The sequence below is a fragment of the Actinocorallia populi genome, assembly GCF_002995495.1.
Classification (GTDB): domain Bacteria; phylum Actinomycetota; class Actinomycetes; order Streptosporangiales; family Streptosporangiaceae; genus Actinocorallia; species Actinocorallia populi.
In genome coordinates, this window is record NZ_PVZV01000007.1 from 505114 (window position 1) to 527329 (window position 22216).

Annotated in this window: 22 protein-coding genes; 11 read left to right on the forward strand and 11 right to left on the reverse strand. The window is 72.5% G+C overall.

What is annotated here, in order from left to right:
• Positions 1 to 50 precede the first annotated feature (50 nt).
• The 3 genes from C2865_RS29130 to C2865_RS29140 form a co-directional block, all read right to left on the reverse strand.
• Complete coding sequence (locus C2865_RS29130; RefSeq protein ID WP_106401781.1) at positions 51 to 1670, reverse strand: ABC-F family ATP-binding cassette domain-containing protein; 1620 nt, start codon at positions 1668 to 1670, stop codon at positions 51 to 53.
• A 228-nt stretch (positions 1671 to 1898) separates the two neighbouring features.
• Positions 1899 to 2903: a hypothetical protein gene (locus C2865_RS29135; protein WP_106401782.1), complete on the reverse strand. Its 1005-nt coding sequence runs from the start codon at positions 2901 to 2903 to the stop codon at positions 1899 to 1901.
• Between the two features lie 16 nt (positions 2904 to 2919).
• Positions 2920 to 3759 carry a DUF4253 domain-containing protein gene (locus C2865_RS29140; RefSeq protein WP_106401783.1) on the reverse strand — a complete coding sequence of 280 codons (840 nt, stop codon included), beginning with the start codon at positions 3757 to 3759 and terminating at the stop codon, positions 2920 to 2922.
• A 119-nt stretch (positions 3760 to 3878) separates the two neighbouring features.
• On the opposite strand from C2865_RS29140, the gene C2865_RS29145 reads away from it, so the two are divergent.
• Positions 3879 to 4664 carry a CPBP family intramembrane glutamic endopeptidase gene (locus C2865_RS29145; protein WP_198653682.1) on the forward strand — a complete coding sequence of 262 codons (786 nt, stop codon included), beginning with the start codon at positions 3879 to 3881 and terminating at the stop codon, positions 4662 to 4664.
• 11 nt (positions 4665 to 4675) lie between these two features.
• On the opposite strand, the gene glpK is transcribed toward C2865_RS29145, so the two are convergent.
• Both glpK and C2865_RS40250 read right to left on the reverse strand, forming a co-directional pair.
• Positions 4676 to 6151, reverse strand: coding sequence for a glycerol kinase GlpK (gene glpK, locus C2865_RS29150; RefSeq protein WP_106401785.1), 1476 nt, complete (start codon positions 6149 to 6151; stop codon positions 4676 to 4678).
• Between the two features lie 47 nt (positions 6152 to 6198).
• The gene (locus tag C2865_RS40250; protein WP_198653683.1) at positions 6199 to 6951 is read right to left on the reverse strand and encodes a hypothetical protein; all 753 of its coding nucleotides are present in this window, start codon (positions 6949 to 6951) and stop codon (positions 6199 to 6201) included.
• 121 nt (positions 6952 to 7072) lie between these two features.
• Between C2865_RS40250 and C2865_RS29160 the strand changes: the two genes are divergently transcribed.
• The 7 genes from C2865_RS29160 (at position 7073) to C2865_RS29190 (ending at position 12342) form a co-directional block, all read left to right on the forward strand.
• Complete coding sequence (locus C2865_RS29160) at positions 7073 to 8053, forward strand: AAA family ATPase (protein WP_106401876.1); 981 nt, start codon at positions 7073 to 7075, stop codon at positions 8051 to 8053.
• Entirely contained in the window at positions 8053 to 8937 is an 885-nt protein-coding gene (locus C2865_RS29165; protein WP_106401786.1) for a DUF58 domain-containing protein, read from the forward strand. Before C2865_RS29160 ends, C2865_RS29165 begins: the two co-directional genes overlap by 1 nt.
• A complete protein-coding gene (locus C2865_RS29170; RefSeq protein WP_106401787.1) occupies positions 8934 to 9881 on the forward strand; it encodes a VWA domain-containing protein in 948 nt (315 codons plus the stop codon). Before C2865_RS29165 ends, C2865_RS29170 begins: the two co-directional genes overlap by 4 nt.
• A 49-nt stretch (positions 9882 to 9930) precedes the next feature.
• Complete coding sequence (locus C2865_RS29175) at positions 9931 to 10533, forward strand: class I SAM-dependent methyltransferase (RefSeq protein WP_106401788.1); 603 nt, start codon at positions 9931 to 9933, stop codon at positions 10531 to 10533.
• The gene (locus C2865_RS29180) at positions 10523 to 11083 is read left to right on the forward strand and encodes a TrmH family RNA methyltransferase (RefSeq protein ID WP_106401789.1); all 561 of its coding nucleotides are present in this window, start codon (positions 10523 to 10525) and stop codon (positions 11081 to 11083) included. Before C2865_RS29175 ends, C2865_RS29180 begins: the two co-directional genes overlap by 11 nt.
• A gap of 16 nt (positions 11084 to 11099) precedes the next feature.
• Positions 11100 to 11876, forward strand: coding sequence for a glycerophosphodiester phosphodiesterase family protein (locus tag C2865_RS29185; protein WP_198653684.1), 777 nt, complete (start codon positions 11100 to 11102; stop codon positions 11874 to 11876).
• Positions 11877 to 11997: 121 nt separating this feature from the next.
• A complete protein-coding gene (locus C2865_RS29190; RefSeq protein WP_106401791.1) occupies positions 11998 to 12342 on the forward strand; it encodes an RNA polymerase-binding protein RbpA in 345 nt (114 codons plus the stop codon).
• Positions 12343 to 12490: 148 nt separating this feature from the next.
• Here C2865_RS29190 and C2865_RS29195 read toward each other — a convergent pair whose 3' ends face one another.
• On the reverse strand, positions 12491 to 13048 hold the full coding sequence (locus tag C2865_RS29195; protein ID WP_106401792.1) for an FxsA family protein: 558 nt from the start codon (positions 13046 to 13048) through the stop codon (positions 12491 to 12493).
• A 301-nt stretch (positions 13049 to 13349) separates the two neighbouring features.
• Between C2865_RS29195 and lnt the strand changes: the two genes are divergently transcribed.
• From lnt to C2865_RS29210, 3 genes are read left to right on the forward strand one after another with little or no spacing between them, the layout of a single operon-like run.
• Positions 13350 to 14972, forward strand: coding sequence for an apolipoprotein N-acyltransferase (gene lnt, locus C2865_RS29200; protein ID WP_106401793.1), 1623 nt, complete (start codon positions 13350 to 13352; stop codon positions 14970 to 14972).
• A 1-nt stretch (position 14973) separates the two neighbouring features.
• Complete coding sequence (locus tag C2865_RS29205; RefSeq protein WP_106401794.1) at positions 14974 to 15705, forward strand: polyprenol monophosphomannose synthase; 732 nt, start codon at positions 14974 to 14976, stop codon at positions 15703 to 15705.
• Between the two features lie 56 nt (positions 15706 to 15761).
• Positions 15762 to 16025 carry a hypothetical protein gene (locus tag C2865_RS29210; protein WP_106401795.1) on the forward strand — a complete coding sequence of 88 codons (264 nt, stop codon included), beginning with the start codon at positions 15762 to 15764 and terminating at the stop codon, positions 16023 to 16025.
• 21 nt (positions 16026 to 16046) lie between these two features.
• Here C2865_RS29210 and C2865_RS29215 read toward each other — a convergent pair whose 3' ends face one another.
• The 5 genes from C2865_RS29215 to C2865_RS29235 all read right to left on the reverse strand — a co-directional run bounded on the left by C2865_RS29215 (position 16047) and on the right by C2865_RS29235 (position 22081).
• Positions 16047 to 17231, reverse strand: coding sequence for a cytochrome P450 (locus tag C2865_RS29215; protein ID WP_157963944.1), 1185 nt, complete (start codon positions 17229 to 17231; stop codon positions 16047 to 16049).
• Positions 17232 to 17413: 182 nt separating this feature from the next.
• A complete protein-coding gene (locus C2865_RS29220) occupies positions 17414 to 18316 on the reverse strand; it encodes a carbohydrate ABC transporter permease (RefSeq protein WP_106401797.1) in 903 nt (300 codons plus the stop codon).
• Positions 18317 to 18326: 10 nt separating this feature from the next.
• Positions 18327 to 19325: a carbohydrate ABC transporter permease gene (locus C2865_RS29225; RefSeq protein WP_106401798.1), complete on the reverse strand. Its 999-nt coding sequence runs from the start codon at positions 19323 to 19325 to the stop codon at positions 18327 to 18329.
• Positions 19326 to 19358: 33 nt separating this feature from the next.
• Positions 19359 to 20807: an N-acetylglucosamine/diacetylchitobiose ABC transporter substrate-binding protein gene (gene ngcE, locus C2865_RS29230; protein WP_106401799.1), complete on the reverse strand. Its 1449-nt coding sequence runs from the start codon at positions 20805 to 20807 to the stop codon at positions 19359 to 19361.
• Positions 20808 to 20890: 83 nt separating this feature from the next.
• A complete protein-coding gene (locus C2865_RS29235; RefSeq protein WP_106401800.1) occupies positions 20891 to 22081 on the reverse strand; it encodes an ROK family transcriptional regulator in 1191 nt (396 codons plus the stop codon).
• Between the last annotated feature and the right edge of the window lie 135 nt (positions 22082 to 22216).

The following is a 22216-nucleotide window of genomic DNA, read 5'->3' on the forward strand; positions in this document are numbered from 1 at the left end:
GGCGCCCGGGGCGCGCCGCCGCGCGGCCCCGGGCGCCGGCCCGCACGGGGTCACATCTCCCGCAGTTCGCCCTCGCGCAGCTCGATCCTGCGGTTCACGCCGATCCGGTCGAGGAACCGCTCGTCGTGGCTCACGACGACGAACGCGCCCTCATAGGCGGTGAGGGCGTTCTCCAGCTGGCCGACGCCGACCAGGTCGAGATTGTTGGTCGGCTCGTCCAGCAGCAGGAGCTGGGGCGCGGGCTCCGCGCACAGCACGCACGCCAGGGTGGCGCGCAGCCGTTCGCCGCCGGAGAGCACGCCGACCGGGAGGTGGGCGCGCTGTCCGCGGAAGAGGAAGCGCGCGAGCAGGTTCATCCGGTCCGGCTGGGGCATCGCGGGCGCGAAGGCCGCCAGGTTCTCGGCCACTGTGCGGTCGAGGTCGAGCAGGTCCAGCCGCTGCGACAGGTGGGCGATGCGCCCGTCGGCCCGCTGGATGCGGCCCTCCTCGGGTTCCAGGTCGCCGTTCACCACGCGGAGCAGCGTCGACTTCCCGGATCCGTTGGGGCCGGTCAGGGCGATGCGCTCGGGTCCCCTGACGGCCAGGTCCACGCCGTTCCCGGCGAAGACCTCCCGGTCGCCGAGGCGCACCTTGATCCCTTCACCGAGGAAGACCGTCCGTCCCGCCGGGACGTTCGTTTCCGGCAGCCGCAGGCTGAGCTTCTGGTCCTCCCGCAGGGCGCGGCCCGCCTCGTCGAGCCGGGCCCTGGCGTCGTCGACCCGCGCGGCGTGCACCTGCCCGGACCTGCCCGCCGACTCCTGGGCGCCCCGTTTCATGTTGCCGGCGAAGATGCGCGGCAGACCGGCGTTCTTGAGGTTGCGGGCGGCGTTGCCCGCCCGCCGCTCGGCCCGTTCCCGGGCCTGCTGCAGCTCCCTCTTCTCACGCTTGAGGTCCTGCTCGGCACTTCGGATGTTCTTCTCCGCGACGTCCCGCTCGGCCTCAACGGCCTCCTCGTAGGCGGTGTAGCCGCCGCCGAAGAAGCGGACCGAGCCCCGGTCGAGTTCGGCGATGCGGTCCATGCGGTCGAGGAGCTCGCGGTCGTGGCTGACCAGCAGCAGGCAGCCCTTCCACTCCTCGAGCACGGCGTACAGCCGGCGGCGGGCGTCGAGGTCGAGGTTGTTGGTCGGCTCGTCGAGGAGGAGCACGTCGGGACGGCGGAGGAGCAGCCCGGCGAGGCCGAGGGAGATCGCCTGGCCGCCGCTGAGGGTGTGCAGGGGCCGGGTGAAGGAGAGATGGCCGAGGCCGAGCCGGTCCAGCTGGGCGCGGGTGCGCTCCTCGATGTCCCAGTCGTTGCCGATCGTGGTGAAGTGCTCCTCGGCGGCGTCGCCGGACTCGACGGCGTCGATCGCCGCGATCACCGGCGCGACGCCGAGGACCTCGGCGACGCTCAGGTCGCCCGCGAAGGGCAGGCTCTGCGGGAGGTACCCGAGCTCGCCCTCCACGGTCACGGTGCCGCGGGCGGGCCGGTACTCCCCCGCGATCAGCTTCAGCAGGGTGCTCTTGCCCGCGCCGTTCGGCGCGACGAGGCCGGTGCGGCCGCCGCCCACGGTGAAGGACAGGCCGTCGAAGACGGGGGTGTCGTCGGGCCAGGAGAAGGAAAGGTCGGAACAGACGATGAAGGTGCGGGACATCGGTGGAACCTCGATGCGACGCGGGCGCGCCTGGGGCGCCCGGGAAACGGGCAGAGGGAACGACGAAGAACCGCGACGGCGCGTGCGCGCCGGCGGTCACTCAGCTCCGGGTATTCCGGAGATGTCGACGTCACCTGCCACGTTGGGTCTCCTCCACAGAGAGATGCCTGCCCTCCGACTATAACCGCTCTCGCGGCGTGAAGCCGGAAGATCCCGCCGCCGCGGTGATCAGGACCGCGCGCGGGCCCTGGCGGACGGGCGGCTCTGCGGGCGCCGTCCGCGGTTGCGGCCCGCCGCGCGCTGCGGCCTCCGTGCCGCCCTGCCCTTCCCGGCTCCGCGCGAGGTCCGGTGGCCGGGGGCACCGAGCGCGCCCGCCGCGGCCACGACGAGAGCGCCGCCCAGGATCAGCAGCGGGACGGTGGAGGCGAGCACGGACCCGCGCAGCAGCAGGACGTGCTCGCCGCTGTCCGGGGACAGCGGCAGCACCGTGTCGGCGATCTCGAGCAGGAAGTCCCGGCCGAGCACGTCCCCCAGCCCCAGGACCAGGGCGGGCAGCCCGCAGACCAGGGGGGCGACGGCCGGCAGGTGCCCGGAGCCGGCCGTCCAGCCGAGCAGGAAGGCCGCCACGCACGTCAGCACCAGCCACGGTCCGGTGCCCCTGGCCCCCGCCTCGAACAGGCAGCCCCAGGCCGCGAGCATCGCCAGCAGGCCCGCCCCGGCGGCGGGCAGCGCGCGCCGCCGCTCGCGCGGCGGGTGCTGCGCCCACAGCGCGGCGGCCAGCAGCGTGCCGCCGACGAGCAGGCAGAGCCCCTGGCCCAGGTAGGTCGCCGTGCCCGCCCGCAACTGCCCGGCGCTGACGTCGGGGCCCCCGGCGAGGGAGAGCACCTTCAGCGCCCCGGTCAGGTCGCGCGCGTTCTGCGCCGAGAGCATCCCGTACACGCCCGCGGCGGTCAGCGGAAGGCCCACGAGGACCCCGAACGCCGGGCGCCGGGCCGTCCCCGCCAGGGCGATGCCGAGGACGACCGCGGCGAGCACCAGCGTGATCGCGGCGTGCGCCGTCCAGTCCGGCGGGTTCAGCAGCGCCGCCGCCTCGGACGGGCCGCCGTCCAGGGAGCCGGACGCCCCGTAGCGCGTCTGCGCCCGCCACCAGTAGAGCCCGCCGAGCGCGGGCAGGTACCACAGCAGCAGGAGCGCGGGCAGGGCTGCGAGCACGCCGGCGAGCCGGTTCGACAAGTCGTTCTCCTTGCGGTCAGTCCCACCAGAAGGACCAGGCGTTGCGGCCGACGAGTTCCGTCGCGTAGGCCTCGAGGGTGCCGGCGCCCTGCACGATGACGTCGGGGCAGAACGCCCAGTGCTCGGCGGCGATGTGCACGGCGTGCTCGGCGTCCCGGGGCGGGGCCGAGACGCTGAACTCCAGTGTGTTGAACCCCACGCGCACCAGCCGGACCCCGAACCTGTCCTCCCAGCTGCGCACGACCGCCGCCAGCGGGGCCGTCCACTGGTTGTGGTTGAGCGCGCCCTGCCAGCCCATGACGGCCAGCGCGTCGGCGCTGCGCGCGGCGGCCACCAGGCCCAGCAGCGTGGTCCGGCCGTCGCCGAGCTGCCCGGCGTACCAGTCGGCGGCCTCCTGCGGCTCGGCCATCGGGACCCCGGGCGGGGCCAGGCCGGGGCAGTACTTGCCGAACGGCGCCAGGTCCTCGAAGTCGTCGCCGTAGCGCAGCCTCGGCTCGATCATGTCCTGCCAGACCTCGGCCATGAAGAACGCCGGGTCGTACACGTCGATCTCGGTCTCCGGCTCGGGCGCCACCTGCCCCGCCGACCACGGCTGGGCCGACTCGTCCAGCAGCAGCGGCCACAGCCCCGAGTAGGGGTGCTCGGCCGCGAGCTCGCACCAGACGTCGCCGGTGACCGGCGCGTCGCTCAGCCAGAACGCCGGGCGCGTCACCACGTGGTCCCTGCGGTAGGTGCGGTCGGGCCACACCACCGCCCCGTCGGGCAGCGGCACGTTGAGCGTGCGGCCGCTGCCTCCGTCGGCGAACAGCCGGTAAACACCCGCCGGCAGCGCCCTGCCGCGCCGGTGATCGTCCATGGTCGACCACTCCGATTTAGCCCGTACCTAAGGGAGGATCTTGGCCTATTCCAGGACCCTTCTGCCACTCATGTGCCCGGTTTGACACCCTCGGTCGCCGGCGTGCGACGATCGGTGCCGTGACCCGTACGGCCCCGCCCTCCCCCACCCTGCCCTCCCGCCGCGTTCTGGGCCAGGAGATCTGGCTCGTGTTCGCGTTGTCCCTGGGCGCTTCGGGGGTGGCGGCGGTCATCTCCTTCCTCGGCTCGGTGACGGCGCCCAGCGCGCTGAACGACCAGACGGCCTCGCTGGTCACCGACTCCGCGCCGGGCCGCCCCTGGCTCGGCCTGGCCTGGCAGCTGTTCTCCGTGGCCTCGGCGCTGGTGCCGGTCGCGCTGGTGGCGCACCTGATGGCCCGCTCGGACGAGCCCATGGGCCGCACCCTGGGCGCCGTCTGGCTGCCGCGCGGCCGCGACCTGGGATTCGGCGCCGCCGTCGCGGCGTTCATCGGCGGCTCCGGGCTGGTGCTCTACCTGCTGGCGCAGGCCACGGGGGCCAACCTCACCGTGGTGCCCACCACGCTGGGCGACGTGTGGTGGCGCATCCCGGTGCTGGTGCTGTCGGCGGTCGAGAACGCGGTCGTCGAGGAGGTCATCGTCCTGGGCTACCTGCTGCACCGGCTGGGGCAGCTGGGCTGGCCGGACTGGAAGGCCGACCTCACCAGCGCCGCCGTCCGCGCCTCCTACCACCTGTACCAGGGCATCGGCGGGCTGGTCGGCAACTTCGTGATGGGCCTGATCTTCGCCCGGCTGTACCGCCGCTGGGGCCGGGTGATGCCGCTGCTGGTGGCGCACGCCCTCATCGACATCGTGGCCTTCGTGGGCTGGGTGCTGCTCGCCGGCAAGGTGAGCTGGCTCCCCCGCTGACCTCCGGGGGGCTACTCGGCCCAGCCGAACGTGCGGGTGACGGCCTTGCGCCACCGGGTGTGCTCGGCGTGCCGCTCCTCGGCGGTCATCGCCGGCTCCCAGCGGCCGTCCTCCTTCCAGTGGGCGCGCAGCTCCTCCTTGTCGCTCCAGAAGCCGACGGCCAGGCCCGCGGCGTAGGCGGCGCCCAGCGCGGTGGTCTCCTTGACGCCGGGACGCACCACGGGGACGCCCAGGACGTCGGCCTGGATCTGCATGAACAGCTCGTCGACGACCATGCCGCCGTCGGCCTTCAGGCACTCCAGCGCGATCCCGGCGTCGGCGTTCATCGCGTCGACGATCTCGCGGGTCTGCCAGGCGGTGGCCTCCAGGACCGCCCGCGCCAGGTGGCCCCGGTTGACGAAGCGGGTGAGGCCGACGATCGCGCCGCGCGCGTCCGACCGCCAGTAGGGCGCGAACAGGCCGGAGAAGGCGGGCACGAAGTAGCAGCCGCCGTTGTCGTCGACCGTGCGGGCCAGCGCCTCGACCTCCTCCGCCGACGAGATCAGGCCGAGGTTGTCGCGCAGCCACTGCACCAGCGCCCCGGCGATCGCGATGGAGCCCTCCAGCGCGTAGACCGCCGGCTCGTCCCCGATGCGGTAGCCGACGGTCGTCAGCAGCCCGTGCCGGGAGACGACCGGCTTCGTCCCGGTGTTCTGCAGCAGGAACGCGCCCGTCCCGTAGGTGTTCTTGGCCTCGCCCTCGGCGAAGCAGCACTGGCCGAACAATGCGGCCTGCTGGTCGCCCAGCGCCGAGGCGACCGGCACGCCCTCCAGCACGCCGCGGGCGGTGCCGTAGACCTCCGCCGACGAGCGGATCTCCGGCAGCATCGCCGCGGGGACGCCGAAGGCCTCCAGGGTGCGCGGGTCCCAGTCGAGGGTGCGCAGGTTCATGAGCATGGTGCGCGAGGCGTTGGTGACGTCCGTGACGTGCTCTCCGGTGAGCTTCCAGATCAGCCACGAGTCGATCGTGCCGAACAGCACCTCGCCGCGTTCGGCGCGCTCGCGCAGGCCCGGCACCTCGGCCAGCAGCCAGCGCAGCTTCGGCCCGGAGAAGTAGGTGGCCAGCGGCAGCCCGCAGGAGTCCAGGAAGCGGTTCTGGCCCACCGCGCCCTGCAGCTCGCGGCAGACGCGGTCGGTGCGGGTGTCCTGCCAGACGATCGCGTTGTGGACGGGCTCGCCCGTCTCCGCGTCCCACACCACGGTGGTCTCGCGCTGGTTGGTGATGCCGACGGCCGTCAGGTCCGAGGCCGTCAGGCCGCCGCTCTCCAGCGCCCGCGCCACGACCGCCTCGACCGACGACCAGATCTCCGCCGCGTCGTGCTCCACCCAGCCGGGGCGCGGCAGGATCTGGGTGAACTCCTGCTGGGCGTCGGCGACCACCCGCCCGGCACTGTCGAACACCAGACAGCGGCTGGAGGTGGTGCCCTGGTCGATCGCGGCGATGTACACGGCGGGTCCTTCCGGCGTCGCGGGTGTCGCGGGTTATGTAACCGCGGTCACAGCGGATTATCCCCGCCGTCGTCCGGCCAGGGCGTGGTGCCCGGGGTCGGGCCGGTCCCCGGGCCGGTGGGGACCGGGGTGGTGCCGGACGGGTCGGGCGTGGGCGGGCCGGAGCTGCCCGAGGGGCCGGGCGAGTCCGTGGGGGAGCCCGGCTCGGTGGTGGTGAGGGTGGGCACCGGCTCGACCGGCAGCTCCGCGGGCTGGGAGCGCAGCAGCCACACCAGCAGCACCACGACCCCCGCCAGCAGCAGCGCCAGGATGAGCAGCGCCAGCACGGCCAGCGCCCGGCTCGCCGCCGGGGACAGCGTGCCGTCGGTGCTCCAGCCGCCGGATCCCGGCGAACCGGTGAAGGTGGGGTACTCGGCCTTCTTCTTTCCGTCCTGCCCGGCGTGCCGGCCCGTGGGGAAGGCCGGGTCCTCTCCCCGTCCCGCCCAGTGGTGCAGGAACTGCGGCCCACCCGGCCCCCCGGCCTCGCCGCGCAGCAGCACCGGCTCCAGCAGGCCCGCGAGACCGCCGGTGCCGATCACCCACGGCCCCTGGTCGTCGGTGTCGGCCGCCAGCACCTCGGGACCGAAGGAGCGCACCGCCGCGGCGAACCTGTCGCGGGCCGCCGGGTCGGAGGCCGCTCCCCTGGTCAGCAGCGCCACCTGGACCGGACGCCCCGCCGGGTCGAGCGCGGCGTACACGATACCGGCGGGCGAGGACAGGATCCTGGCCGTCAGCCGGAACGGGCCGAGTGGGGCGGTCATGCCCGCACCCTACTGTGATCTCTGTGCTCGTGTCGGCTCCGTGGCGAGGGGTAATTCACGTAGGGTCGGACGGGTACTTCGATTTTCGGGTGAAGGGGCCGGTGTGACTGTCGCCGACGACATGAAGCAGGCTTCGGTGCTGCTCGAACGGGCTCTCGCCGAGGTGAAGAAGGTCATCGTCGGCCAGGAGCACATGGTCGAGCGGCTCGTGGTGGCCCTGCTGGCCGGCGGACACTGCCTGGTGGAGGGGGTGCCGGGCGTCGCCAAGACCCTGGCGGTCAGCTCGCTGGCCCAGGTGACCGGCGGCACCTTCGCGCGGGTGCAGTTCACGCCCGACCTGGTGCCCTCCGACATCGTGGGCACCCGCATCTACCGGCCCTCCAGCGAGTCCTTCGACGTGGAGCTCGGGCCGGTGTTCGCCAACTTCGTGCTGGCCGACGAGATCAACCGCGCACCCGCCAAGGTGCAGTCGGCGCTGCTGGAGGTCATGGCCGAGCGGCAGGTGTCGCTGGCCGGGCGCACGTTCCCGCTGCCCAGGCCGTTCATCGTGCTGGCCACCCAGAACCCGATCGAGTCCGAGGGCGTCTACCCGCTGCCCGAGGCGCAGCGCGACCGCTTCCTCATGCGCATCAACGTGACGTACCCCGACGCCCACGACGAGCTGCGCATCCTGCGCCGGATGAGCGCCACGCCCCCGGTGCCCGAGCAGGTGCTCGACCCGGACCTGCTGCAGGAGCTGCAGCAGACCGCCGCCCGGGTGACGGTGCACGAGCTGGTCGCCGACTACATCGTCCGGCTGGTCATGGCCACCCGCGAGCCGGGCGCCTACCGCATGCCCGACCTCGTGCCGCTGATCGAGATCGGCGCCAGCCCGCGCGCCACCCTCGGCCTGGTGTCCTCCTCGCGCGCGCTGGCGCTGCTGCGCGGCCGGGACTTCGTGCTGCCCGAGGACGTGCACGACGTGGCGCGCGACGTGCTCGTCCACCGGCTGGTGCTGTCGTTCGACGCGGTCGCCGACGGCGTCTCGGCCGGAGAGCTCGTCGCCCGGGTCCTGGCCTGCGTGCCGCCGCCGCGCGTCGTCTGGAACCACGGCCCCGCCTGATGCGCATCCCCGAGGACAGGCTCCGCAGGCTGGAGCTGAAGGTGACCGGAAAGCTGGACGGGCTGCTGGGCGGCGAGCACATGGGGCTGCTGCCGGGTCCGGGCAGCGAGCTGGCCGAGGCCCGCGCCTACCAGCCGGGCGAGGACGACGTGCGGCACATGGACTGGTCGGTGACGGCCCGCACCGCCGTCCCGCACGTGCGCGACCTCATCGCCGACCACGAGCTGGAGGCCTGGGCGCTGGTCGACCTGACCGCCAGCATGGACTTCGGCACCGCCGACTACGCCAAGCGCGAGCTGGCCGTGGCGGCGCTGGCCGCCGTCGGGTTCACCGCCACCCGCCTGGGCGACCGGGTCGGCGCCTACCTCATGCAGCGGGACGGGCTGCGCCGCCGCCCCGCCCGCACCGGCAGGTCCGGCCTGTACGCGCTGCTGCGCGAGGTCGAGCGCACCGACATCGGCCGCGGCTCGATGGGGCTGGCCGCCGCGATCACCGCGCTCGACCGCGGGCAGCGCCGCCGCGGCCTGCGGGTGGTCATCAGCGACTTCCTCGACCGCTCGGCCTGGGAGGCGCCGATCCGCCGCATGGCGGCCCGGCACCAGACCCTCGCCGTGGAGATCATCGACCCGCGGGAGCTGGACCTTCCCGCCGGGGGCGGCCTGATGGAGCTGACCGACCCGGAGACCGGGGAGATCCAGGAGATCATGCTCACCCCCCGGGTGGCCGCCGCCTACCGGCAGGCCGCGCTCGAGCAGAGGGCGGCGAACGCGGCGGCGCTGCGCCGCGCCGGAATCGCCCACCTGGTGCTGCGCACCGACCGTGACTGGGTCATCGACATCGCGCGGTTCGCCTTGCGCCGCCGCCGCCTCGGGAGCCGTACATGACCTTCCTCTCCCCCCAGTGGTTGCTCCTCCTGCTGCTGGTGCCGCTCTTCCTGGTGCTGTACGTGCTGCGGCAGCGCGGCGTCAAGCGGTTCGCCGTCCCCTTCACCAACCTGCCGACGCTCGCGCAGGTGGCGCCCAAGCGCCCCGCCTGGCGCAAGCACCTGGTGGCGGGGCTGTTCCTGACCATGCTCGCGCTGCTGGTGATGGGCGTCGCCCAGCCCGCCGCGCCGGTCAAGGTTCCGCGGGAACGGGCGACGATCATGGTCGCCGTCGACGTGTCGTTGTCGATGGAGGCCACCGACGTCGAGCCGTCCCGGTTCGAGGCCGCCAAGGTCTCGGCCAAGACGTTCATCGAGGGCCTGCCCGAGCGCTTCAACGTCGGGGTCGTGGCGTTCGCCGGCACCGCCACCGTCGTGGCCCCGCCCACCTCCGACCGGGGTTCGGCGCTGCGCTCGGTGGACAACCTCGTGCTGGACCGCCGCACCGCCATCGGCGAGGCGGTGTTCGCCTCCCTGCAGGCCATCCGCTCGTTCGACTCCAGCAGCGGCGACGACCCGCCGCCCGCCCACATCGTGCTGCTGTCCGACGGCGACAACACCTACGGGCGCTCCATCAGCGAGGCGGTCATGGCGGCGCGCGACGCCAAGATCCCGGTCTCCACGATCGCCTTCGGCACCCCGTACGGCACCGTCACCATCGAGGGCGAGACCACCACCGTGGACGTCAACAAGGTGGTCCTGCGCGCCCTGGCCGAGCAGACCGACGGGCACGCCTACGAGGCCGAGGACTCCGCGCAGCTCTCCGAGGTCTACCAGAGCATCGGCACCTCGCTGGGCTGGCGCGTGGAGGACAAGGAGGTCACCTCGACCTTCACCCTGCTGGCCGCCCTGCTGGCGATGGCCACCGGGGCCCTGTCCCTGCTGTGGTTCTCCCGCCTGCCCTGATCTTCCGGGAGGTCGGAGGGGCCCCGGGTTCCCACTAGGCTGGTCGGCCGTGGGGGATCACTACTTCTCGGCCGAGCCCGGGGCCGCCAGCAGGCCGGGAACGGTCGATCTGGTGCTGCGCGACCTGCATCTGCGCCTGGAGACCGACCGGGGGATGTTCTCGCCCGACCGGGTCGACGCGGGGACGCGGATCCTGCTGGACACCGTCCCGGCGCCGCCGCGGCGGGGGAACCTGCTGGACCTGGGGTGCGGGTACGGGCCGATCGCGCTGGCCATGGCGAGCCGGGCGCCGGAGGCGACCGTCTACGGGGTCGATGTGAACCTGCGGGCGCTGGAGCTGGCGCGGCGCAACGCCGAGAGCGCGGGCCTGGCCAACGTGAAGTTCCTCACCGCCGAGGAGGTGCCGCCCGAGACGGCCTTCGCGGCGATCTGGTCCAACCCGCCGATCCGGATCGGCAAGCAGGCGCTGCACGAGCTGCTGGAGGCCTGGCTGCCGCGGCTCGAGCCGGGCGGCCTCGCCCATCTCGTCGTGCAGAAGCACCTGGGCAGCGACTCGCTGCAGCGCTGGCTCACCGACTCCGGCCTGCCCGCCGCCCGGCTGGCCTCCCGTTCGTCCTACCGCATCCTGGAGGTCCAGGCCCGTGTCCGCTGAGCCCGCCAACCCCCCCGTCCGCAGGCAGCTGCGGCCCACCGACGTCAAGCGGCTCAACCGCACCTGGCGGCGCAACACCACCGGGCGGCTCGGGCTGCTGGTGGAGTCGGTCACCCAGCCCTTCAACATCGGCTCGATCTTCCGCAGCTCGGCGGCGTTCGGCGTCGACCACCTGTGGCTGGCGGGCAACGCCACCGAGCCCACCCACCCCCATGCCCAGAAGACCGCGCTGGGCACCGACCGGCTGGTGCCCTGGAGCCACGCGGGCACGCCCGCCGAGGCGGTCCGGCAGGCGCGCAAGGAGGGCTTCCGGATCGTCGCGCTGGAGCTGACCACCGACGCCGTGCCGCTGCACGAGGCGCCCCTGGACGGCGACGTCTGCCTGGCCGTCGGCGGCGAGGACCACGGCTGCTCCCCGGCCCTGCTGGCGGCCTGCGACGCCGTCGCCTACATCCCGCAGACCGGCCGGGTCGGCTCCCTCAACGTGGCCGTCGCCACAGCCGTGGCGCTGGCCGAGATCCGCCGCAGGGAGTGGGCCGGGCGGGACTGACCCCATACTGGGTAAGGTGCGCTACGCGTTCCTCGATCACGACGGCCCCCTCGCCTTCGCCCACCGCGGCGGTGCCCTGGGCGCGCCGGAGAACACGATGGCCGCCTTCCAGCGGGCGGCCGACCTGGGCTACCGCTATATCGAGACCGACGCCCAGGCCACCGCGGACGGCGTCCTGCTGGCCTTCCACGACCCCCACCTCGGCCGGGTCACCGACCGGCGGGGGCTGATAGCCCGGCTGCCCTACCGCGAGGTGAGCGGCGCGCGGGTGGCCGGCACCGAGCCGATCCCGCTGCTGGAGGAGGCCCTCGGCTCGTTCCCCCGGATCCGCTTCAACATCGACATCAAGGACGAGCCCGCGATCGGCCCGCTGGTGCGGGTGCTGCACCGCACCCGGGCGTGGGACAGGGTGTGCATCACCTCGTTCTCCACCCGGCGGCTGGCGCAGCTGCGGGTGCGGGCGGCGCTGTTCACCCGGGAGCCGGTCTGCACCGCGCTGGGCCCCCGCGGGGTCGCCGCGATCCGGTTCGGCGGCGCGCCCGCCCGTGCCGCCGCCGCGGGTGTGGCCTGCGCCCAGATCCCGCACAGCCTGGGCCCGGTGCCCTTCGCCACCACCTCCTACATCGCCCAGGCCCACGCGCTGGGCCTGGCGGTGCACGCCTGGACGGTCAACGACGCCGCCACCATGGAGCGCCTGCTCGACGCGGGCGTCGACGGGATCATGACCGACGACCTGGAGGCGCTGCGCGGCGTGCTGGCCGGACGGGGCCTGTGGCACGCCGCGGTCGGCTGACCGGACGGACCGCAACACGCCGACAACTCACAGGATTGGAAACGCCTCCGGGCGGGAATCTTGTGACCGGATCCAGCGTTGGTCACATCAGGACCGCAAGCCGTCTGGGAGGCGTTTTTCGATGGCAGAGCGCGCACTTCGTGGCACGAGACTCGGAGCGACGAGCTACGAGAACGACCGCAACACCGACCTGGCGCCCCGCCAGGAGGTGTCCTACACCTGCCCGAAGGGCCACCACTTCACCGTCACCCTCGCCACCGAGGTGGAGGTGCCGATGACGTGGGACTGCCGGAGCTGCGGCGTCCCCGCCCTGCTCATGGACGGCGAGGTCCCGGTGGCCAAGAAGGGCAAGCCCCCGCGCACCCACTGGGACATGCTCCTCGAGCGCCGTTCCATCGAGGATCTCGAGGAGGTGCTCGCCGAACGCCTGGCGATCCTGCGCGCGGGACGCCGCAAGAGCGCCTGACACCTACCACCAGATCCGCCGCGAGAGGGCGGGGCCGCCCGTGCCGGGCCGTCCCCGCCCTCTCGCGTGCGCGGCCCTCGCCCGCCGTACGCCCTCCGCAGGCGGGAGGCGAGGGCCTCGGCCCTCGCCCGGCCACCGTGTCGAGGGCTCAGGGCTCCAGTCTTCGGTCCTGGCCGTCCTTGCGGGCCGGGTCGTCCGCGGGGGCGGCGGGGCCCTCGCCGTCGTCCTCGATGACCTCTCCCTTGATCACGCCCGTGCCGCGGGGGCGCTGGGGGTGCTCGGCGAAGGGGCCGCCGGAGGGGGCGGTGGGGAAGCCTGGGAAGCCGGGCAGGCCCGTGGTGGTCGCGCGGCGTTCGGCCCAGGCGAGCAGGCGGCCCCGGGCCAGGGAGCGGGTGAAGGGCAGCAGGAGGACCAGGGCGGGCAGGTCGGTCAGGAAGCCGGGCAGGGCCAGCAGGACGCCGCCCAGGAGGATCAGCGCGGCGTCGCCGGTGCCGCGCTCGGGGGTGCGGCCGGCCGCCAGTGTCTCGTTCAGCCGCCGCCAGGCCCGGCGGCCCTCGTGCTTGACGATCCACGAGCCCAGCACGCCCTGGACGACCAGGGCCAGCGCCACCCACCAGCCGCCGACCGCCCGTCCCAGCCAGAGCATCAGCAGGATCTCCAGCACGGGCAGGACCAGGAACGACAGGAGGGTGACCGGCGGGCGCATGCCTCCATCATGGCCGATCCGGCGGCCTGTTCGACCGTTCCCGCGGCTGAGATCTCCACCCCCTTTTCTCACCTTTATCGATAAAAATTGACAAAGGTTGACAAAGACCGGCCTTCCGGTAGGTTAGGCCGTCTGGTCCAGCACCAGAAGGACTGGGCCCGGGCACCCTATAGACAACGGACGACCTCAGCTCACGTCCTGTGGGCGGGCGCCCGGCCCGACGGGTGTCCGGGCCCCTTCTGAACTACCGGTAACGTCTCACCGTCGGATGAATCCGGGTGGACGGCTGGAGAGACGTTTGATGCAGGACACCGCGGCGGACACGGAAACGGCGGGCGCCGGCTCCGGCGGGTCCGCCTCCTCCCCTCCCCCGGCACCAGCCCCGCCGCGCCGTCTCGTGCGCCTGGCCGCGGCCGTCACCGCCGGCCTGATCATGTACCTGGCGTTCCCGCCGAGCGTGCTGGGGCCCGCGGAGGGCAGCGCCTCGGGCCTGTGGCCGCTGGCGCCGGTCGGGGTGGCGCTGTTCACCGTGGCGGTGCGGGGCCTGGGCGCGTGGACCGCCGCGCTCGCCGGGCTGCTGTGCGGCCTCGCCTTCTTCCTGCCGGTACTGCCCGGCGTCCGGCCCATCGGCACCGACGTCTGGCTGGGGCTGAGCGTCACCGAGGCCCTGTACTTCGCGCCGATGGGCGCCGCGATGGCGCTGGCCTCCCGCAGCCGCCTGTGGCCGTTCTGGATCGCCGCGCTGTGGGTGACCCAGGAGCTCGTGCGCGGCAGGTTCCCGCTGGGCGGTTTCCCGTGGGCGCGGCTGGCGTTCTCCCAGACCGACACCCCGCTGACCGCCTACGCCGCGCTCGGCGGCGCCCCGCTGGCGAGCTTCGCCACCGCGCTGATCGGCACCCTGCTGGCCTACGCCGTCCTGGTGCACCGCGTGCGGGCCGCCGCCCTCGGCCTGGCCGGGGCGCTGGCGGTCCCGCTGGCCGGCGTCCTGATCCCCACCGGCTCCGGGACGGCCGGTGCGGGCGAGAAGGAGATCACCGTCGCGGTGATCCAGGGCAACGTGCCCCGCTCGGGCATGGACTTCCTCGGCCAGCGCCAGGCCGTCCTGAACAACCACGTGGCGCGGACCAGGGAGCTGGCCGCCCAGGTGAGGGCCGGGCAGGTGCCCCGGCCCGACCTGGTGGTCTGGCCGGAGAACTCCAGCGACATCGACCCCTACCGCGACGCCGAGGCCTACGCGATCATCGACGCGGCCGTCAGGGACGTGGGCGTGCCGGTCCTGGTGGGCGCGCTGACCGCCACCCCCGACAACACCGAGGTGGAGAACCGCGGCATCGTCTGGGACCCCGAGACGGGCCCCGGCGACCACTACACCAAGCGGCATCCCGTGCCCTTCGGCGAGTACGTGCCCTTCCGCGACCTGCTGACGCGGTTCATCTCCCGGCTCGAGCGGGTGCCGAGGGACTTCGCGCGCGGCAGCAGGGACAACCAGCTGGCGATGGGCCCCGCCGTGGTCGGCGACGTGATCTGCTTCGAGGTGGCCTACGACGGCATCGTCCGGGACGCCGCGAAGGACAGCGGGATCCTGGTCGTCCAGACCAACAACGCCACCTACGGCTACACCAGCCTGCCCTGGCAGCAGCTCGCCATGTCCCGGATGCGCGCGGTGGAGCACGACCGCACCGTCCTGGTCGCGGCCACCAGCGGGATCAGCGCGATCATCACCCCCGACGGGCGGATGGTGCGGCGGTCCCGCGAGTTCACCCCCGACATCCAGGTCGCCACCGTCCCCGTCCGCACCTCGGCCACGGTCGGCGACCGGCTCGGCGGGATCCCCGAGTGGCTTCTGGCCCTGGCGGGCATCATCGGTACGGGGACCGCGGTGCGTGCCCGGAGGCGTGCCGCCCCGGACACCCTGGAGGGATGAGATGAGCTCCCTGGACTCCGTCATCGTGATCATTCCCACGTACAACGAGCGGGAGAACCTGCCCCGCATCGTCTCGCGGGTCCGCGCGGCGACCCCCGGGGCCGACGTCCTGGTCGTCGACGACAACAGCCCCGACGGCACCGGGGAGCTCGCCGACGGGCTGGCCGCGGCCGACGAGCGCGTCCACGTGCTGCACCGCACCGCCAAGGACGGGCTGGGCGCCGCCTACCTCGCCGGTTTCGCCTGGGCGCTGGACCGCTGCTACGACGTCGTGGTCGAGATGGACGCCGACGGCTCCCACCAGCCCGAGCAGCTGCCCTCGCTGCTGTCGGCGCTGGCGGGCGCGGACCTGGTGATCGGCGCCCGCTGGATCCCCGGCGGGCGGGTGCGCAACTGGCCCAGGCACCGCGAGTTCCTCTCCAGGGGCGCCAACATCTACACCCGGCTGCTCCTCGGCATCCCGCTGCACGACGCCACCGGCGGCTACCGGGCCTTCCGCCGCGAGACGCTGGAGAAGATCGACCTGGAGAGCGTCGACTCGCGCGGGTACTGCTTCCAGGTCGACCTGGCCCTGCGCTCGCTGCGGGCGGGCCTGCGGGTGGCCGAGGTGCCCATCACCTTCGTGGAGCGGGTGCACGGCTCCAGCAAGATGAGCCAGGGCGTCATCATCGAGTCGATGGTCAAGGTCGCCCGGTGGGGCCTGCGCGACAGGCTCCGCGCCCTGCGCGGCTGAGGCGCCGGCACGGCTTCCCCGGGACACCGGGCCATCCACTCTGCCATGGTTCGTCCATGATGACTTATAAAGGGCCTGCGACCCTCTACAGCAGCGACGGCGAGCAGTTCCTCGTGGAGGCCTTCCTGAGACCCGACGGCTCCCGTTCGAAGATCGAGTGGCGGGGGACGATCGTCCCGCTGGGCCCGCACCCCGTCCCGCACGGCCGGTACGACATCCGGCTCGAGGACGGGTGCGCGGGCGTGCTGGACGTCATGGCGATGACACCCACGCACCAGTGGCAGGTGGCCGGTGTCGGCGGCCCCCCGTGGGCCGGGTAGCCCGGCCCGTCCTCCCGCCGCTCAGACCAGGGTCACCATCAGCCGCTCGGGCCTGCGCACGCCGCTGCCCTCCTGCCAGGTGACGGGCTCGCCGGTCAGGCGGGCGCCCGGGTGGCGGGCGGCCAGTTCGGACAGCACGCAGCGCAGGACCGCGACCCCCAGGTTCCTGCCCAGGCACACATGGGGTCCCGCTCCGAACGACAGGTTCTCGTCGGCGTCCGGCCTCGCGAGGTCGACGGCGTCGGGGTCGGGGAACCTGGCGGCGTCCCGGTTCGCCGCGTCCTTGGCCACCAGGACGATCGTTCCGGCGGGGATCTCCACGCCGCCGAGGACGACGTCCCGGGTGGTGCGGCGGGCCGGGCCGTCGTCGCTGCCCGCGGCGCGGGTGCGCAGGAGCTCGTGGACGGCATTGTCGGCCAGCGCCGGGTCGGCGACGAGGCGCTCCCACTGGTCGAGGTGGGTGAGCAGGTAGTGGACCATGCTGGTGATGAGGCCGGCGGTGCTCTCCCAGCCGGCGACGATCACGGCCATGCCCACCATCGCCGCCTCCTCGCCGCTGACGCGCAGGCCGTGCTCGGTGTGCACGTAGCGCGACAGGAGGTCGGAGGCGGGGCCCGCCGCCCTGCGCCGCTCCAGGGCCTCGGCGATGTAGGCGCACATCTCCCGGGCGGCCCGCTCCGCCTCCCCCAGGTCGGTGAGGTCGACGTACCGGTCGCCCCAGTCGGCGAACAGGTGCCGGTCGTCCTCCGGCACGCCGAGGGTCTCGCCCAGGACCGCCAGCGTCAGGGGGAAGGCGAACTCGGAGACGAGGTCGACCGGACGGCCCCGCGCGGCCAGGGCCTCCAGCCGGCCGGCGACCTGGGCGCCGATGCCGGGCAGGCGCTCGCGGACGGCGTGGGCGGTGAAGGAGGCGACGGCGGGGCGGCGGACGCGCCGGTGGTCGGACCCCCACATGCCCAGCAGGGTGCCCTGGACGGGAGGGATGCCGGGGATGTTCTCCTCCAGCGGCCGGAACGTCGCCTCGTCCTCGAACACCTGCCTGAGCAGCGCGTAGTCGGTGACCATGAAGGCGTCCAGGCCCGCCTGGACCATGCGGACGCGGTGGACGCCGGGCCCGAGCGCGCCGTAGAGGGGGTGCAGGTCCTCACCTGATTTGCCCTGGTCAAAAGGGTAGGAGGGGGAACAGGTCTCAACATCTTGCAACATGCAGCGAAAGCCTTCTCCAAGAGCGACTGATTCGTTACATAGTGCAATGTCGGCGGCGTCCGCGCCCTCGGGATAAGGTCGGCCTCCCCGAAAGGACAGACGACCATGGCGTAACCGTGACAACCGCAAGGTCCCGCGCCGCCTCACCCCTGGGCGGCGCGGGACCCGCGTGCCGTGCCGTCCTACTTGACGGCGCCGGCGGTCAGCCCCGCCTGGATCTGGCGCTGGAAGATCACGTAGACGATGGCCACCGGGATGATCGCCGTGCTCAGGGCGGCCATCAGGCCCGGCCAGTCGGCCTCGTAGCCGGCGCTGGTGCTGATGTTGGTGATGCCCTGGGTGAGGACCCACTTGTCCTCGTCCGCGGGCATGAGCACCAGGGGCAGCAGGTACTGGTTCCACTGGCCGATCACGTTGAAGATCGTGATGGAGACCAGGCCCGGCTTCGCCATCGGCAGCATGATCCGGAAGAACGTGCGGGTGTGCCCGCAGCCGTCGATGAACGCCGCCTCGGCCACCGAGGTGGGCAGCGTCTTGAAGAACGCCGACAGGAAGAAGACGGTGAACGGCAGCGAGTAGGCGACGTACACCAGGATCAGGCCGTGGAAGGTGTTGAGCATCCCGAGGTTCTGGACCACCTTGAACAGCGGGACCAGCGCCAGGAAGACCGGGAAGGTCATGCCCGACACGAACATGAGGTAGATCAGCCGGTTGCCGCGGAAGGTGTAGCGGGCCAGCACGTAGGCCGCCATGGAGCCCAGCAGCATGGTCAGGAACGTGCTCACGCCGACCACCATGACGGTGTTGAGCAGGTAGCGCCCGACGTTGGCCTTGGCCCAGGCGCGCGTCCAGGCGTCCAGGTGCCAGGTGTCCGGCAGCGACCAGGCGTCGCCGAAGATCTCGTCGTTGGTCTTGAACGCCGCGACGAACGTCCACACCAGCGGGACGATCACCAGCAGCGCCCAGACGGCCAGCGCCAGGTGGGACAGGCCGGTGAACACGCCGGAGGCGGCGCTCCGGCGGGAGCGGGCGGTGGCGCGGGACGGGCGCGCCGCCGTGGTCTTTCCTACGGTCTCGGTCGTCATCGTCGCCGCCCTAGAACTCGATGCGCTCACGGCGGGTGACCCGCAGGGTGAGCGCCGCGAAAGTGATCGTCATGAAGAACAGCACCACGCCCATCGCCGAGGCGTAGCCGTACTCGGAATAGGTGAAGGCGTTCCGGTAGATCTCCAGCGCCACGACGGTGGTGGAGTTGTCCGGGCCGCCGCGGTCCACCGAGAGCACCTGCACGATCGCGAACATGTCGAACGCGATGATGCCCAGGTAGACCCAGCCGACCTGCAGGGTGTCCCACAGCAGCGGGAGGGTGACGCGGAAGAAGACCGTGAACCTGCTCGCGCCGTCCAGCGCCGCGGCCTCGAAGAGCTCCTTGGGGATGGAGGCCATGCCCGCGGAGAAGAGCACCACGTAGAACCCGACGCTCTGCCAGACCACCACCGCGATGATCGACCACAGGGCGATGTCCGGATCGTTCAGCCACTGCACGGGGGCGATGCCCACCCGGTCCAGCAGGCCGTTGATCATGCCGCTGGAGGTCGGCCGGTATATCGACTGGAACAGCACGCCGACGATCGCCACGGCCAGGACCTGCGGCAGGAAGAAGACGACCTTGTAGAAGGACGATCCCCTGACTCCGCCGGGCCCGCCGCTCTTCGCCTTCCCGCCGACGTTCAGCAGGAAGGCGAAGAACAGCGCGATCGCGACGGTGGCCAGCGGCAGGGCGATCAGGATCCACAGGTGGTGCCACAGCGCCGACTTGAAGGCGTCGTCCTCGAAGAGCTCCGTGAAGTTCTCGAGGCCGATGTAGTTCGGCGCCTTGAGCCCCCTCCAGTCGGTCAGCGCGATCTGGAACGCCTGCAGATAGGGTCCGATCACGAAGACCGCGTAGAGGAGGACGGGCGCGGCGAGGAACCCGATGACGAACGGGTACTCGTTCCGGCCCCGCCGCCTCCTGGGCGGCCGGCCCTCGCTTGTCCGGGACTTCCGCACGGGGCCCGGCCCTTTGTTGATCTTGATGGTGTCGCCCTGCCGCATGGCCAGGTGCCTCCGGTGTCGCTGGAGAGTGAACTAGACGGTGCGCTTCTGGATGTCGTCGCCCGCGTCCTTCTTGGCCTTGTCCGCGGCCTTCTGCATCTCGTCGCAGAACTTCTGGGCGTCGATGCGGCCGAACATCAGGTTGTTGGTCTGGCGGCGCAGCTCGGTCTCGAGCTCCTTGTACCAGTTCTCGAACAGGCTGTTGGTGACGACGTTGTCGCCGGCGGCCTTCTGCGCGGCGGCCACGGAGGTCAGGCCGGGGGACATGGACAGGCCGTCGGTGGCGTCCTTGACGATGGTCAGGGACCCGGACTTCTCGGTGAAGCCCTTCGCGCCTTCCTTGGAGAGCATGATGCGGAAGTACTCCAGGCCGCCCTGCGGGTTGGTGCCCTTGGCCGAGACGAAGTAGTACTCGCCCGCCGCGACGCGCAGCGCCTCGTAGGGCATCTTGTCGGCGGCGGTGACCGACGGGGTGGGGGCGATCGCGTACTTGAAGGACGCCGGGGTGGACTTGGCCTGCTCGTTCTCCAGCCAGGACCCGGACGGGTAGAAGGCGATCTTGCCCTTGTTCTGCTCGGTCTGGACCTCGGTGTGGATGAGGCCCTCGAAGGACTTGTCGGAGTACTTGGTGTTGATCTCCGCCCAGGCCGCGGCCGCCTGCTTGACCGCGTCGTGCTGCCAGGCGCCGTCCTCGAGGTTGTCGATGTTGACCAGCACCTCGTTGCCGCCGACCTTGGCGGCGGAGATGAGGATCATCCAGTAGGCGTAGTAGGAGGCGTTCTTGCCGGCGTAGGCGAAGGGGGTGATGCCCTTGGCCTTGATCTGCTCGGCGAGGGTCTTGAACTCCTCGAAGGTCTTCGGCGCGGTCCAGCCGTTGGCGGCGAACAGCTCCGAGTCGTACCAGAGGCCGTAGGTGGAGGACACGTACGGCAGCAGGAGGGGCTTGCCGAGGACCTCGCCGGTGCTCGGGGCGGAGGCCAGGACGACCTCGCGGACCTTCTTCTTCGGGTCGTCCAGCGAGGGGGCGTCCCACAGCGCGGTGAGGTCCTGCAGGTGGCCGGCCTCGGCGAGCGCGCCGGTGTCCATGAGGTCGGATCCGGCGTTGGCCACCACGTCGGGGATGTTGCTCCCGCTGGAGAAGCGCGGCTGCAGCGTCTTGTTGATCTCCACGATGCCCTCGTGGTTGATCTTCACGCCCGTGAACGCCTTGGCGTACATCGGCTCGTGCACCTGGGTGGCGTAGTCGTCGCCCAGGCCGCCCTTGAAGATCACGACGCTGAGCGGCTTGCTCCCGTCGACGCCGAAGGGGTTCTTGGCGTCCTCGCCGCTGACGTCGTTCTCCTTGGTCTCGCCTTCGCCACCGCCGGTGGCGCAGGCGCTGAGCAGGGACAGGCCGGGGACGGCCGCGGCCGTCAGCCCGAGGCGCTTGAGGACGTCGCGCCGGTCCACGCCTGCGGTCTCCCGCGGGTCCTGCTGGGCCATGTGAGCACTCCTTGGAATGAGGTGTTTTCTTCGAGGGGGGTCTGGTGCCTCGGCCGGTCCGGTGGACAGACCGTACCGGCCGCTCAGGGCGGCACCGTGGAGCCGAAGAGCTCCTCGCGGGTGAGTTCCAGGCCGTGTTCGACGGCCCCGGTGAGGACGGGATTGCCCTCGATGACCGACAGCCGCAACGGCGGCCGCGGGATCGTCATGCGGTGGAGCTCGTGTTCGACGAGCTCGCGCAGGGGTTCGCCGCCTGCGAGGAGGATGTCTCCGGTGAGGACGACGAGTTCGGGGTCCAGGACCGCGGTGACCGCGGCCAGTCCGGTGGCGACGCGGATCGCGATGTCGCGCAGCGCCTCCTGCCCGGCGGGTTCGGCGGCCTTGGCCGCGGCGGAGCGGACGGCCGCGGTGGTGTTGGCGCCGCGGAAGCCGTGGGAGCGCAGGACCGTCCGCACCGCGGCGCCGCCCGCCAGCGCCTGCAGCCCGTGGTTGGCGAAGCGGCCGGTGTCGCGGGCGGTGGGCGCGCCGGGCACGGGCAGGTAGCCCAGCTCGCCGGCCCCGCCGCTCGCGCCCCGGTGCAGCCGGCCGCCGAGCACCAGCGCCATGCCGATGCCCGAGCCGCCCCACAGCACCACGAAGTTCTCATAGCCCTGGGCGACGCCGTGGGCGGCCTCGGCCAGCGCGGCGAGGTTGACGTCGTTCTCGATCTCGATCCGGGTGCCGACCCTGGCCTCGACGTCGCCGACCAGGTCGGTGAAGTGCCAGCCGGGCAGGTGCCGCGAGTAGTTCAGCCGCCCGGTGGCCGGGTCGACCGCGCCCTGGACGCCGACCACGATCCGCGACAGCTCGGCCGAGACGATCCCGGCGGCGCTGCAGGCCCCGGCGACCGCGCTGCAGATCTCCTCCGCGGCCTTGACGCCGGCCCGGGAGGGGGCGGGCAGCCGGTACTCCCCGGCGATCCCGCCCGCCAGGTCGGCCACCACGGTCTGGATGCGATTGGTGGTGATGTCCAGCCCGCAGACGAACGCCGCGCGGGGGTTGATGGCGTACTCCTCGGCGGTCCGGCCGAGGCTGCCGCCGCGGCGGCCGTGCAGGATGACCAGGCCCGCCTCGCGCAGCCGGGTGAGCAGCTGGGAGGCGGTGGGCTTGGACAGGCCGATGAGGTCGCCGAGCTCGGGCCGGGTCAGCGGGCCGTGCTCCAGCAGGGCGCGCAGGGCGGCGCGGTCGTTGATGGCGCGCAACAACTGGGGGGTGCCCGGGATGTGCTCCGCCATCGTCCACCTTCTCGTCCGCGCCATCAATTATTAGGAAACTGTCCTAATGAAAGGGAAGGTAGAGAGTGCGTCAGGTCACGTCAACCCCGGACGGGCCCCGGCGACGAGTTCGCAACCATTCCGTGATCGATCTCC